Origin of the sequence: Pseudomonas sp. CNPSo 3701, from assembly GCF_028674975.1 — a bacterium.
Classification (GTDB): Bacteria; Pseudomonadota; Gammaproteobacteria; order Pseudomonadales; family Pseudomonadaceae; genus Aquipseudomonas; species Aquipseudomonas straminea.
Genome location: NZ_JAQZSI010000002.1, coordinates 176944 through 190112, shown reverse-complemented (window position 1 = coordinate 190112; position 13169 = coordinate 176944). Strand labels below are relative to the sequence as shown.

Annotated in this window: 14 protein-coding genes; 10 read left to right on the top strand and 4 right to left on the bottom strand. The window is 63.5% G+C overall.

Features of this window, described 5'->3' with window-relative positions; all coding sequences use genetic code 11:
• The first annotated feature begins 3 nt into the window (after positions 1-3).
• The 3 genes from PVA39_RS07670 to PVA39_RS07660 are packed head-to-tail and all read left to right on the top strand — an operon-like array spanning position 4 to position 2170.
• Complete coding sequence (locus PVA39_RS07670; RefSeq protein ID WP_013791471.1) at positions 4-795, top strand: ABC transporter ATP-binding protein; 792 nt, start codon at positions 4-6, stop codon at positions 793-795.
• Entirely contained in the window at positions 792-1562 is a 771-nt protein-coding gene (locus PVA39_RS07665; RefSeq protein ID WP_274123575.1) for an IucA/IucC family C-terminal-domain containing protein, read from the top strand. The genes PVA39_RS07670 and PVA39_RS07665 overlap by 4 nt, the downstream gene beginning before the upstream one ends.
• Entirely contained in the window at positions 1559-2170 is a 612-nt protein-coding gene (locus tag PVA39_RS07660; protein ID WP_274123574.1) for an RraA family protein, read from the top strand. The genes PVA39_RS07665 and PVA39_RS07660 overlap by 4 nt, the downstream gene beginning before the upstream one ends.
• A 128-nt stretch (positions 2171-2298) precedes the next feature.
• On the opposite strand, the gene PVA39_RS07655 is transcribed toward PVA39_RS07660, so the two are convergent.
• The 4 genes from PVA39_RS07655 to PVA39_RS07640 all read right to left on the bottom strand — a co-directional run bounded on the left by PVA39_RS07655 (position 2299) and on the right by PVA39_RS07640 (position 7165).
• Positions 2299-3507 carry an N-acetylmuramoyl-L-alanine amidase gene (locus tag PVA39_RS07655; RefSeq protein ID WP_274123573.1) on the bottom strand — a complete coding sequence of 403 codons (1209 nt, stop codon included), beginning with the start codon at positions 3505-3507 and terminating at the stop codon, positions 2299-2301.
• Positions 3508-3663: 156 nt separating this feature from the next.
• A complete protein-coding gene (locus tag PVA39_RS07650) occupies positions 3664-4227 on the bottom strand; it encodes a cytochrome b (RefSeq protein ID WP_274123572.1) in 564 nt (187 codons plus the stop codon).
• A 79-nt stretch (positions 4228-4306) separates the two neighbouring features.
• Positions 4307-5761, bottom strand: coding sequence for an aldehyde dehydrogenase family protein (locus PVA39_RS07645; RefSeq protein ID WP_274123571.1), 1455 nt, complete (start codon positions 5759-5761; stop codon positions 4307-4309).
• Positions 5762-5788: 27 nt separating this feature from the next.
• On the bottom strand, positions 5789-7165 hold the full coding sequence (locus PVA39_RS07640; RefSeq protein WP_274123570.1) for an aspartate aminotransferase family protein: 1377 nt from the start codon (positions 7163-7165) through the stop codon (positions 5789-5791).
• 231 nt (positions 7166-7396) lie between these two features.
• Between PVA39_RS07640 and xth the strand changes: the two genes are divergently transcribed.
• The 7 genes from xth to PVA39_RS07605 all read left to right on the top strand — a co-directional run bounded on the left by xth (position 7397) and on the right by PVA39_RS07605 (position 13164).
• Positions 7397-8197, top strand: a complete 801-nt coding sequence (gene xth, locus PVA39_RS07635; protein ID WP_093504684.1) for an exodeoxyribonuclease III — start codon at positions 7397-7399, stop codon at positions 8195-8197.
• A 340-nt stretch (positions 8198-8537) separates the two neighbouring features.
• Positions 8538-8954, top strand: coding sequence for a hypothetical protein (locus PVA39_RS07630; RefSeq protein WP_274123569.1), 417 nt, complete (start codon positions 8538-8540; stop codon positions 8952-8954).
• Position 8955: 1 nt separating this feature from the next.
• A complete protein-coding gene (locus tag PVA39_RS07625) occupies positions 8956-9516 on the top strand; it encodes an adhesin (RefSeq protein ID WP_274123568.1) in 561 nt (186 codons plus the stop codon).
• A 46-nt stretch (positions 9517-9562) separates the two neighbouring features.
• Positions 9563-10378: a heme utilization protein gene (locus PVA39_RS07620; RefSeq protein ID WP_274123567.1), complete on the top strand. Its 816-nt coding sequence runs from the start codon at positions 9563-9565 to the stop codon at positions 10376-10378.
• Positions 10379-10436: 58 nt separating this feature from the next.
• Positions 10437-11132 (top strand): C39 family peptidase, encoded by a 696-nt coding sequence (locus PVA39_RS07615; RefSeq protein WP_274123566.1) that lies wholly within the window; start codon positions 10437-10439, stop codon positions 11130-11132.
• 17 nt (positions 11133-11149) lie between these two features.
• The gene (locus PVA39_RS07610) at positions 11150-11878 is read left to right on the top strand and encodes a hypothetical protein (RefSeq protein ID WP_274123565.1); all 729 of its coding nucleotides are present in this window, start codon (positions 11150-11152) and stop codon (positions 11876-11878) included.
• A 32-nt stretch (positions 11879-11910) separates the two neighbouring features.
• Positions 11911-13164, top strand: coding sequence for a hypothetical protein (locus PVA39_RS07605; RefSeq protein WP_274123564.1), 1254 nt, complete (start codon positions 11911-11913; stop codon positions 13162-13164).
• Positions 13165-13169 lie beyond the last annotated feature (5 nt).

The window sequence follows — 13169 nt, the reverse complement described above, 5'->3', positions numbered from 1 at the left end:
GAAATGACCGCCATCGCCAGCCGCAACCTGACCCTGGCCTACCAGCGCCAGCCGATCATCGACAACCTCGACCTGGCGCTGCCGCGCGGCCAGGTGACGGTGCTGATCGGCAGCAACGGCTGCGGCAAGAGCACGCTGCTGAAATCCTTCGCCCGGCTGCTCAAGCCGCAGGCCGGTACGGTGATCCTCAACGGCGCCGACATCCAGCGCAAACCGACCGCCGCCGTGGCGCGGGAGCTGGCGATCCTGCCGCAGATGCCGGTAGCGCCCGAGGGCATCAGCGTGCGGCAGCTGGTCGCTCTGGGGCGCTACCCGTACCAGAGCTGGATGCAGCAGTGGTCGGCCGAGGACGAAGCCGTGGTGGCCCGCGCACTGACCCGCACCGGCCTCGATGAGCTGGCCGAACGGCCGGTCGATGCGCTGTCCGGCGGTCAGCGGCAGCGCGCCTGGATCGCCATGACCCTGGCCCAGGAGACCGAGTTGGTGCTGCTCGACGAGCCGACCACCTTTCTCGACCTGGCCCATCAGATCGAGGTGCTGGACCTGCTGCGCGAACTCAATCGCCAGGAGGGCAAGACCATCGTCATGGTGCTGCACGACCTCAACCTGGCCTGTCGATACGCCGACCACATGGTCGCCGTGCACCAGCGCACCGCCTACGCCCAAGGCAAGCCGGCGGACATCCTCAGCGAAGAACTGGTCAAGACGGTGTTCGACCTGGATTGCCGGATCATCCCCGACCCGTTCTTCCACACGCCGCTGTGTATTCCCTTCGGTCGGGACATTCCCCGATGAGTTTCAGCGACGCCGAATGGGCCAACCTGTGCGGCGCGCTGCGCCTGCGCCGCGAAAGCGAGCGCGACCTCGCGCGCAGCCTACCGGCCAGGGAATTGCTCGACGAAACCACCTGCACGGCGCTGCTGGACAGGCTCGGCCCGGTGATTCTCTCGCCGTCGCGGCGCATCACCGCCTCGCTGCTGGGCAAGCGTCAGTCGTTCCTGCTCACCGGCGCCTGCCTGTACGCCATGTCCGCCTACGACAAAGGGCTGGAGCTGTCGCTGGACAACACCTTCATCGAGTACGGCCACGATGATGGCCTGTGGACCTCGTCGCTGCCGCTGCGCAGCCTGGCGGTCTCGCGGCCCGAACCCGGCGCGCGCGATGCCTGGCGCGAGGCGGTGGCCGGGCAGCTGTTCGCCGGCTTGCTGCAGCCGTTGTGGGAGAGCTTCTACCGGCTCACCGGTGTGTCGCGGCGCATCCTCTGGGAGAACACCGCGGTGCGCGTCTACTCGCTGTACGAGCGACGCCTGGCCAAGCTCGAATGCGCCGCGACGCGGCAGCGCTGCGCCGAAGACTTTCGCTGGCTGACCGAGCAGGCACCCGGCAGCCTGTTCGGTCTCGACTACAACCCGCTGCAGCATTTCAACCGGCCGCTGACCCTGCTCGATGACGGCGCGCGCGCCGTACGGTTCCGCCGCACCTGCTGCTTCTACTACCAGGCCAGCGACCCGGTGGAATATTGCTCAACCTGCCCATTGATCCGACCCAAGGCCCCGCGATGACTACCGAATCCGTTCCCGCTGCATTGATCGACGCCTATCGCGGCATCGCCGCGTCGACCATCGGCCACGTGCTGCAGGAAGGACACATTCACGGTCTGCCACCGCTGGTGGCCGATGTACACATCGTCGGCCGCGTTACCACCGCGCAGATCCACGCGCCGGATGGCAGCGTGCTGCGCGATGCGCTGATCGCCAGCCAACCGGGCGACGTGCTGGTGGTCGCCAACAGCGGCGAGGCGAACTGCGCCTGCTGGGGCGAGCTGCGCACCCTCGCGGCGCGCATCAAGGGCCTGGCCGGCGTGGTGATCGACGGGCCGGTGACTGACGTACGCGCGCTGCGAACGCTGGGCCTGCCGATCTTCTGCAGCGGCGTCAGCGCCTACACCACGCGCCCGCTTGGCGAGCAGGGCGCGGTGAACGTTCCAGTGATAATACGCGGCGTGCGGGTGCAGCCCGGTGATCTGCTGGTCGCCGATGACGATGGCATCTACGTGCTGTCGCCCCAGCAGGCCGGCGAATTGCTGGAGCGCCTGCAGAGCAAAGAGGCCGCCGATGCGGCTCGGCGTGTTGAGTTGCAGGCGCGGCTGGGCCATTTGGTGGGCAGCTAGCGCCCACCCGAACCGATCAATGAGACCGCGCGGTGGTCCTGATGAAAGATTACGAATGTGGGAGCGCGCCATGCGCGCGAAAAAATCGCGGGCATGGCCCGCTCCCACACTATTGAATTGCTGGTTCCTCAGCTGATCGCTTCAGCCCTGCGACTCGCCAGATAACTACCCGGCGGCGGGCTCGCTACGAAGTGCGTCTGCAAGCCATCGAAAATCGCCTGAGCCACGCGTTTTTGGTGCAGCGGGTCGCACAGCTTGCGGCAGTCGCCGGAGTTCGAGATAAAGCCGGTCTCCACCAGAATCGACGGGATATCCGGAGACTTGAGCACCGCAAAGCCCGCTTGCTCGACGCGCTTCTGATGCACGCCAGCCACCTTGCCGACGTTGTCGAGAACCGTCTTGCCCAGCCCCAGGCTGGTGGTGATGGTGGAATTCAGCGACATGTCCAGCAGCACGCCAGCGAGCATCGGGTCCTTGTTCTTGAGCGACAGCAATTCGCGGGCGCCGAGGATATCGGCGCTGTTTTCCCGCTCCGCCATCCAGCGGGCGGTGGTCGAGGTGGCGCCGCTTTCCGAAAGGGCGAACACCGAAGCGCCCGAGGCGTTGCGCCGCGGCGCGGCGTCGGCATGCACGGAGATGAACAGGTCGGCGTTGTAGCGGCGGGCGACTTCCACGCGTTTGCGCAGCGGTATGAAAACGTCCTGATTGCGTACCAGCTGCGCCTTGAAGCCACGCTGGCGATTGAGCTTGTCGGCCAGCAGTCGGGCGATGGCCAGGGCCACGATCTTCTCCTGCTCGCCGTTGCCACCCACCGCACCCGGGTCCTTGCCGCCGTGCCCGGCATCGATCACCACGACCACATCACGTTGCCCGGCTGTCTTGTTGCTAGCGGCAGCAACGGCCGCTGCCGGCGGCGCCTTGGCAATCGGCGTCGCCATTGCCGCACTGTGCAGGTCGACCACCAGGCGATGGCCCTCACTGCCGGAGGGGCCAAGCAGGAAGCTTTCCACCCGAGCCGGCTGCTTCAGGTCGAGCACGATACGCGTGCCGCCAGCCTGAGGGCCGCTGCGTACGGCGCCGAGCAGGCGGTTGCCAGCCGGAATTTCATTGAGGCCGGCAAAGGCGCTGGTGCTTGCCAAGTCGACGACCAGTCGATCAGGCGCTTTCAACGTGAAAATCTGATATTTCGCCGGGCCGCTCAGCTCGAACACCAGCCTCAGCTTGTCGCCGTCATCCCAGGCGCGGGCATGCACGATTTTCTGTGTGGCGTAAGCGTCGAAGGCCCAGGGCAGGGCGATACCTGCCAGGGCCAGGTGCAGGAGGTGACGTCTGTGCATGGTGCTACGCTACCGAAGCAATAGATATTGGATGTTATATTATTTCATAATATGTCGTGATGTAAGTGCCCCTATATCCGCTGGCGATCGGGCAAATTTTGCTCATGCACAAGCACGAACGCCACCCGAAGGTGGCGTTTTTCGTTGGAGAACGCGTCACAACATGCGTTTCAGCACATCGTTGCGCTTGTCCTTGTCGAAGAACCGATGCTTCAGCGAACCGATGACGTGCAGGACGATCAGGGCGAGCAGGGTGTAGGCCAGCGTTTTGTGCAGCCACTGGAAGACCACGAACCAGTCATCGTTCTTGGCCAGCAGCTCCGGCAGGTTGACGCCGAAGAAGTACACGCCGTCGCTCATGGTGTAGGTGCTCGACATCGAATAGCCCATCAGCGGCACCAGCACCAACAGCACGTACATGGAACGTTGCACCAGCTGCGCAAGAAAACGTTCGTGCCTGGCTAAGGTCAGCGGTGGCTTTGGCAGTACGGGGGTTTTCAAGCGAATGATGAGCTGAGTCACCACCACCAGAAAGGCCAGCACGCCGAAGGATTTGTGCCAGGGGTAATAGAGCACGAATTTGCTCTCGACATCGTCGCTCATTCCGGTCATGTGCCAGCCGGCCCATAGCAGGCCGAGAACCAGCACGGCGCGGACCCAGTGCAGCACCAGCAAGGATCGCGGGTAGTGGTCGACTGGTTCTTTTCTTATCGTATTCATCGCAGTCTCTTTTTAATGATCATCAAGGCCTGGGAATTACGGGCGGCCCGCGAAACTACGGGTCGCCCGGGTGACACACTCAGTTGGGTAGCAAAACGGTAACCACCTTTTCCTCGGTGTAGGCAACGGCGCCGCCAAAGCCGCCTTCACGGCCGATCCCGCTGGTCTTCACGCCGCCCCAGGGCAGGTTGGCATCCAGCGGGCTCCAGCAGTTGACGCCTACCGCGCCGGTTTTCAGGGCCGCTGCCACGCGATGTGCGCGCGCCAGGTTGGTGGTCCATACGGTAGCCGCCAGGCCATAGCTGGAATCGTTGGCCAGGGCGATGGCTTCTTCTTCGGTGTCGAAGGTGATCACGGTGCCGACCGGACCGAAGATCTCGTCGCGGGCGATGGCCATGTCATTGCTGGCGTTGGCGAAAATAGTCGGGCGCACGAAGAAGCCCTGGTCGGGGTTGGACACGCCGCCGGCCAGCAGCGTGGCGCCCTGGTCGATGCCCAGCTGGATGTAACGGTTGACGCGGTCGAACTGCGCCTTCTTGGCCACCGGGCCCATCTGGGTGTCCGGCTGGCGCGGGTCGCCGACCTTCACGGAGCTGGCCGCCTGAGCCAGTGCCGCCGCGAAACGCTCGGCCACGCCGCGCTGCACCAGAATGCGCGAACCGGCGGCGCAGACCTGGCCCTGGTTGGCGAACAGGCCCAGTGAGCAGCCGAACAGGGCATCTTCGAATGACGCGTCGTCGAAGACGATCTGCGGGCTCTTGCCGCCCAGTTCCAGGGCCACGCGCTTGAACAGCACGCCAGCGGTGCGCTGAATCTCGCGGCCCGCTTCGGGGCTGCCGGTGAAGCTGATCTTGGCGATGACCGGGTGTTCGCACAGGGCGCGGCCCACTTCGGCGCCGAAGCCGGTGACGATGTTGATCACGCCATCGGGGAAGCCCGCTTCCTTGGCCAGCGCGGCCAGATGCAGGGCCGATTGCGGGGTTTCTTCCGAGGGTTTGACCACCACCGTGCAGCCGGCAGCCAGCAGGGCGGCCAGTTTCCACACGGTGATCATCAGCGGCGAGTTCCACGGCACGATGGCGCCGACCACGCCGATCGGCTCGCGCACGGTGTACGACAGGGTCTTGGTACCGAAATAACCACCGCTTGGAATGGTGCGACCTTCTAGCTGGTTGGCCCAGCCAGCGGCGGCGCGCAGGTTGACGATGGCGTTGGGCAGGTCCATGCGCCGTGGCTCCATCGGCGAGCGGCCGATGGCATTGGCGTCCATGTCCGCGAGCTGCTCGCTGTCGCGCTCCACCAGATCGGCCAGTTTGTTGAGCAGACGAGCCCGCTCCGAGCCGGTGAGCTGACTCCAGGCGCCGCCTTCCAGCTGACTACGCGCCGCTTCCACGGCGCGGTTGACGTCCTCGGTGGTGCCGCGGGCGGAGCTGCCGTAGATCTTCTCGGTCACCGGGTCGATAAGGTCGAAACGGCGGCCATCGGAGGAGTCTGCGGCGGCGCCGGCAATGAAATGTTGCAGATGCTGAGTCATGTTCGTGTCTACCAATGAGAGAGTCGGTTAAGCCTTGAGCGACGCCAGAGCGTCACCGAAGATGTCCAGCGCCTTGAAGAACAGCGCACGTGAAATGGTCAGCGACGGCATGATGCGCATCACGTTGCTGTAGCGCCCGCACGGGATCATCAGCACGCCGTGGTTCATCAGGTAGCCCATCAACTGGCCGATCTTGTCGCGCGACAGCGGCTCCTTGGTGGCCGGATCCTCGACCAGCTCGATGCCGATCATCAGGCCACGACCGCGTACTTCGCCCAGGAACGGACTGTTGAAGCCGCGGATACGCTCTTGAGCTTCCAGGCCGAGGGTGTGGGCGCGGTTGAGCAGGTCGAGTTCCGGGTCCTGAAGAATGGCGATGTTGGTCAGCGCCACCACGGCGGACAGGGAGTTGGCGGCGAAGGTATTGGGCATCGAGCCGTCGGGGATCTGCGCGGCGAGGTCCGAGCGCATCATCAGGCCGGCCATTGGCAAATCGCTGCCGATTCCCTTGCCGAAGGTCAGCATGTCCGGCTTGACGCCAGAATGCTCGACGGCCCACATCTTGCCGGTACGCCCGGCGCCGGCCTGAACTTCGTCGACGATCAGCAGCGTGCCGCTACGGTCGCAGGCCTTGCGCAGCAGTTGCAGGAATTCGGGTGAAGGCGGCACGTAACCGCCTTCACCCTGTACGGGCTCGACGATCACCGCGGCCACGTCGTCGGCGGCGGTGTAGGGCGTGTTGAGCAGGTAGTCCACGTACTCACCGGCGATCTGCTCGGCACTCTTGTGGGTAGTGTCGAACGGAAAACGGTAGGCGTAAGGGTAGGGCGCGTGAATCACGCCGCCCATCTGCGCGCCAAAGCCCTTGCGGTAGGCGTTGCCGGTAGTCAGCGCGCCTGAGGCATGCCAGACACCGTGGTAACCGCCATGAAAGGCGAGGATCTGGTGACGACCGGTGACGCGCTTGGCGAACTTGATCGCCGCTTCCAGCGCGTCGCTGCCGCTCTGGGTGAAGAAGGTCACGCAGTCGCCACGCAGCCCGGGCGGCGCGATTTCAGAGAGTTTGGCGGCCAGCTCGGTGCGCCGCGTGCTGTTGATCTCCAGGGCGTGCATCAGCACTTCGGACTGCTCACGAATGGCTTCGACGACCTTGGGATGACAGCGACCGACGCTGCTCACGCCTACGCCGGCGGACAGGTCGATGTAGGTATTGCCGTCCGGATCCTTGAAGGTCGCCCCGAAGGCGCGATCCATGGCGATGGGCATGCGGCCGCCACCACGGGCCATCGACTCGGTGCGCGCCGACAGGGCCAGGGCTTCGCTGGTTTTCGGGCCTGGCAGGGTGCTGGAGACGATGTGCGGGGCGTCCGCAAAGTGCAGGGATTCGAGTTTGGCTTCGCTCATGACGGCCTCTACGGGATGTCGGTTCAGGTAAGCCGATCATCTGCTCAGTGGGCGTAGAGCCGGTATCCCAAATCGGCAACCGGCGTGTCCAGGACGGGTGCAGCGATCAATCAAACCATGCATGCCACGAAAGGGGCCTGGCACCGCTGCGCCTTGCCACCCATCATTCTTTGGCATCGACAGCCCCTAAAGCCGGTCATAAGCAGAACATGAACATCCCGGAAACGGCCGATGAAACGTCTGCGTATCGCCACCTTCAATATCAATGGCATCAACGCCCGCCTGCCTAACCTGCTTAGCTGGCTGGAGCGCGAGCAACCGGATGTGGTGTGTCTGCAGGAGCTGAAAACAGCGGACAAATCATTCCCGGCCCGTGATATCGAAGCGGCCGGTTATGGCGTGGTGTATCAGGGGCAGACGTCGTGGAACGGCGTGGCGATTCTCGGCCGTGATACCCAACCGCTGGAGATTCGTCGCGGCCTGCCAGGCGCTGAGTGGGACGTCCAGGCTCGCTATATCGAGGCCGCAGTGCAGGGCGTGGTGGTGGCCTGCCTGTACCTGCCCAACGGCAATCCGCAGCCTGGGCCGAAATTCGATTACAAGCTCAAATGGTTCGAGCATCTGATCGCGCACGCGCAGACGTTACAGGCCAGCGAACATCCGGTGGTGCTGGCTGGCGACTTCAACGTGGTACCGACCGATTTCGACATCTACAACACCCGTTCCTGGCTCAAGGACGCATTACTGCAGCCCGAAAGCCGCGCCTGCTTTCAACGGTTGCTCGAGCAGGGCTGGGTGGACGCACTGCGCACACTTCACCCGAACGAGCAGCTGTTCACCTTCTGGGATTACTTTCGCCGCCACTGGCAGAGCAATTCCGGGCTGCGAATCGACCACCTGCTACTCAACCCGGCGCTGGCTCCTTACCTGCAGAGCGCCGGTGTAGACACCTGGGTGCGCGGCGAGGATCACCCCAGCGACCACGCGCCTGCTTGGATCGAGCTGAGCAGCCGCAAGCGCAAACGCCATTAGCGGACAGCTGCTGGCGGGATTCGCCTGATGCAGGCTACACGTAGGCTTGGCGAGCTGCGCGCGCATTGTGCCAAGCGCATCTGGATACAGATGCTCGGCTCCTGTTTCAAACCTTTAACAGTTCATCCATTACCACGCGGCACCTGTTGCCACGCAGGTTGCGCGGCAATTGCTGCCTGACCCCGGCACGCGCAGGTGTCTCACCAGCGTTACAAATAGCGGTGGGGGCTTGTCCGCTATAAAACTTATCCCTTTGTTTTATATGAAAAAATAGCTAGTGGCACAGTGCATGCTCAAGGCTCGATAACGCTCACATGGATCGAGCCTGGGGATGTAAGTCATGAAGCGCCTGGTTATCTTCAACTATTGCATATTGGCGCTGGCCTGCGTGCTGCAGGCCAGCGTTCAGGCTGCCGATGGCGACGTGATCATCACCCGTGACGTACAACCGCGTGTCGCTACCCGGGCAGCGCTGGTACCGGATCCGAACCCACTTTCCGTGAACCCTGGTCGCTCGGTGGTCGATGCCACTGCCGAACTGGCCGATGGCGACTTCGCCAACGTTTCCAGTGGGCTGGCTTTGCCTGCGCAACTGCTCGGCAACTCGCTTGGCCACCAGGTGCAAGCGCCGCTGCAGCAATCGATGCCGGGACTCGGCGCGTCCCATAGCGGCAGCGGTGGCAACGGTGTGGCCTCGCAGGTCAACCGCAGCGTGCAGCAGGGCCTGCGGCCTCTGCAGATGCTGGGGGATCGCTGATATGCGCTCGTGCATTCTGCTCATAAGTCTGGCCCTGAGCGGGCTGGTTCAGGCTGACGATGACGCGCGTATCGACGCAGCCGGATCCGCTTATCAGGGCAACCTCAGCGTCAACCAGGCTGCCGGCGATCTGCAGCAGCAGGCCAATGTGCGGGTCATCAGCGTGGGCGGGACAGGGGTTTCAGCCAGCACTGTGCGCCAGAGCATCGACCAACTACCCGCTGGCAGCGCTGCCCGTAACACCCAGGCAAATATCGACGGCAACGCCTTCAGCGGCGGTAACGGCGTGGTCGGCGTCACCCAGGCAGCCGGTGTCGGCAACCAGCAGGTCAACGTACTCAGCGTGACGTTACTAGCCGCACCGCAAAGCCTGGACGACAGCGTGCTGGCGCAGAGCGTGACTCGCGCCGACGAATCCTTTTCAGCGACACCCGTCGGCGAGCGCCGGGCGCAGATGAGCAACGAGGCCTTCTCGGGAAGCCGTGGCGTCGTGCAGCTGAACCAGAGTTCCGGGATTGGCAACCGAACCGCCAATCACCTGAGCATCAGGGTTGTGGATTGACCCTAATCGAGCAAGGCCAACACTAAACCGCATGGAGAAACACGTCATGAAACCTTCAGTACTGCTCAGCCCTCTGGCATTCGCACTGGCTGCTGTTCTGGCCACCTCCGCCCACGCAACCCAACCAAGCAGCGGTGCTTCCAGCAGCGCCAGCGGCGCCACGGCAAAGATTTCCGACACCCAGCTCAACTTCGGTAACCGTGTCACCAACCACGAGACCAAGAACAACGCCAGCGTCGACGGTTCGCTGCGTAATGCCTCCGGTAACGTAGGCGTCAACGTCGCGGCCGGCGACAACAACCAGCAAGCCAACGCGGCCGCCATTGCCACCGCCGACACCGCCTTCGTATTCGGTGTCGCGGTCGCCGGCTCCGGCGCCAATGCCACCACTGGTGTCGAGCAGCGGGCGTACTCCAACAACCTGACCAACTACGGCAACCCCAACAATGCGTCGGTCAATAACAGCGCCAACGGCGCAACCGGCAACCTGGGCGTCAACGTGGCGGCGGGTAACTACAACCAGCAGAAGAACGACACCACCATCGCTTCGTCTGAAACCGCCTACGTGGCCAACGCCTCGGCCACCGTGCTGCAGGCTTCCAACGGCAACGTGACCGATAACAACCAGGGCACTGTCTTCGAAGACGAGTCCGCCCTTGCCATGCAAACCAGCAGCTACGGCGGTTCCTGGTGGCCTCAGCCACAGCAGGAGAAAACGCCAAGCGTCAACAACGCCAGCCTGAGCGGTTCGCTGGCCGGCGTATCGGGCAATGTCGGCGTCAACATCGCAGCCGGTGGCGGCAACCAGCAAAGCAACAGCCTGACCATTGCCGCTGGTTGTAATGCCTGCGTAGCACGTTAAGGCCTGAAGCAGTCGACGATGCCGGGACCGCCCGGCATCGTTTTATCGGGGAACCACCATGGCTGGATTTCTTGCCAGGCGACTGCTGGGCTTGAGCTGCGTGACGCTATGTCTGGCCGCGACAGCTGCCGAGATGCGCATGGCTGTGTTGCCCGGCGGGGCGCTCGCCACCGTGCAGGTCGAGAGCATGCGCGAGCGGCGTTTCGCCAATCTGGTCGAGCAGAAGACCGACTTCAGCTGTGGCGCCGCTGCCATGGCGACGATTCTCAATCAGGCCTATGGCATGCAGCTGCAGGAGGAAGAGGTGATTCGCGGCATGTTGGCCAGCGCCGACGCCGAACAGGTACGCACCCAGGGCTTTTCCATGCTCGACATGAAGAATTACGCCAGCACCCTGGGCCTGCGCGCGCGGGGTTACCGGGTCGATGCCGAGCAACTGCAGAACCTTAAGATTCCCAGCATCGTGTTGCTCAACGTGCGCGGCTACAAACACTTCGTGGTGCTACAGCGCATCTACCGCGGCTACGCCTATGTCGGTGATCCGGTGCTGGGGCACAAGAAGATGCCGCTCAGCGAACTCAGCCAGGGCTGGAACGGGATTGTCTTCGCGCTGATCGGCCCGGGCTACAACCGCGCCAACGCGTTGCTGACACCGCCGGAGCCACTGACCGCCAAGACGCGCATCGATGGCTTCAGCCCGGTGAAAGATGCCGAGCTGATGGAGTTCGGCTTCATCCAGAGTGATTTTTTCTAACTGCCAGGGGAAGGGTCATGAACAGCAAGCTATGGCTGGCCGCGAGCATTCTTGCTGCGAGCCTGCCGGTGAGCGCCGCCAATCCGTTCCAACCTATAGAGGTCGCCGATCAGGAGCTCGCTCAGTTGCGCGGGCGCTACATATTGCCCGACCGCATCATCAGCTTCGGCGTAGTGATGAGCTCGACCTGGCAAAACAGCGCAGGGCAGGTGATCGGTGCCGAGGTGGCGGTGAGCGTCGCTAACGGGCAGGTGCTGCCGTCGCTGCAGGTTCGCGAGATCAGTTCGCTGGGTACCGGCGCAAACGTCACGGCCGGAACCGGGGTGATTACTGGTGGCAATGGCCTGGATTCGGTCAACGGCATCGTGCAGAGCGTGCGCACCGCGGGGGACCTGAATAGCGGCCTGAACGATCTGCGTGTGCAGATCAGCACCGGTGGCAGTACTACGGCTAGCAGCGAAGGCCAGGCGTGGACGGGTAGCCAGGCGTTCGCCAACGCTGCCGGTACGGTGAATGTCAGCAGCCGCAACGGCGGCATCAATATCGCGTTGCAGGCCGGGCAAGGGCAGGGCTTCAGTAGCCAGCAGATCGGTGGCGGGGTGGCCCAGCACGCCAACATCTCCGGCTCGCTGAACGAGGTGCGCAACCTGGCGACTCTCAACGTGGCGCTGCGTGACAACCCGCGCAACCTCAATCTGGACAGCTGTATCGAGCAACTTCGGGCCCTGCGCCCCCATGGCTATTGAGCAGTGCCAAGGTGGCACAAAGGATTACGACTATGCGCCAGATGATCAGCGTCGCCATGCTGTTCGGTGTCGGCTTCAACACGGCTTTCGCGGCTGATCCGTCTCAGGTCGAGGCGCTGCAGCAGGAGCTGCAAGCGCTCAGGACCCAATACGAAACGCAGCAGAATGCCCTCAAGGTGCTGGAACAGCGCCTGCGCCAGGTCGAAAGCCGCGCGCCACAGTCCACCAGCGGCCCGGCGCCACTAACCCGCAGTGGTAACCAGCAGGTGGCCAGCAACGGCAGCGGCTCGTCCGCTGGCTACGGGACGGCATTGAAGGATGACGCCGCGCCACCGGCCAGCGTTGAGCATCTCTACCAAGAAGCCAGCGGCTTCTTCGGCAGCGGTACCTTCAGCCTGGAGCCGGGCATCACCTACAGCCATTACGACTCGCGCCAGTTGTTTCTCAACGGTTTTCTAGCCCTGGATGCGATCTTTCTCGGCAATATCGGCGTCGATCAGATCAATGCCGACACCTTCACCTTCGACCTGACCGGACGCTACAACTGGGCGCAACGCTGGCAGCTCGATGTCAACGCGCCGTGGGTCTACCGCGAGAGCACCTACCAGTCCGCCGGTGCCGGCGGCTCCAGCACCTCGATCAGCGAGGCCAGCGTGAGCAGTGATGCGCGGCTCGGCGATGTCAGCGTGGGGCTTGCCTACAAGTTGTTCGATGAAGGCGAAGGCACACCCGATGTGGTGCTGAACATGCGCGTCAAGGCGCCTACTGGCGTCGAGCCATATGGCATCAAGCTCGACAAAGTAGCCGGCAACGACAACTTGAGCATTCCCGAGGACCTACCCACGGGCAACGGTGTATGGTCGGTCACTTCGGGCGTGGCGTTGGTCAAGACCCTTGACCCGGCGGTGGTGTTTGGCAACTTCTCCTACACCTACAACCTGGAAGACAGTTTCGACGACATCAGCCCTCAGCGCGGCGTGAAGGTGCCAGGCAAGGTAGACCTGGGCAACTGGTTTCAATTCGGCCTCGGCGTCGCCTTCGCCCTCAACGAGCGGGCCAGCATGTCGATGTCGTTCAGCGAGCTGATCAGCCAGAAGAGTCGCATCAGGGCCGAGGGGCAGAGCTGGCAGACCGTCTCCGGCAGCGATGCCAACACCGCCTACTTCAATATCGGTATGACGTTCGCCGCCACCGACAAACTCACCGTGGTGCCCAACCTGTCGATCGGCCTGACGCCGGACGCGCCGGACTTCACCTTTAGCATCAAATTCCCTTACTACTTCTAGGCTCC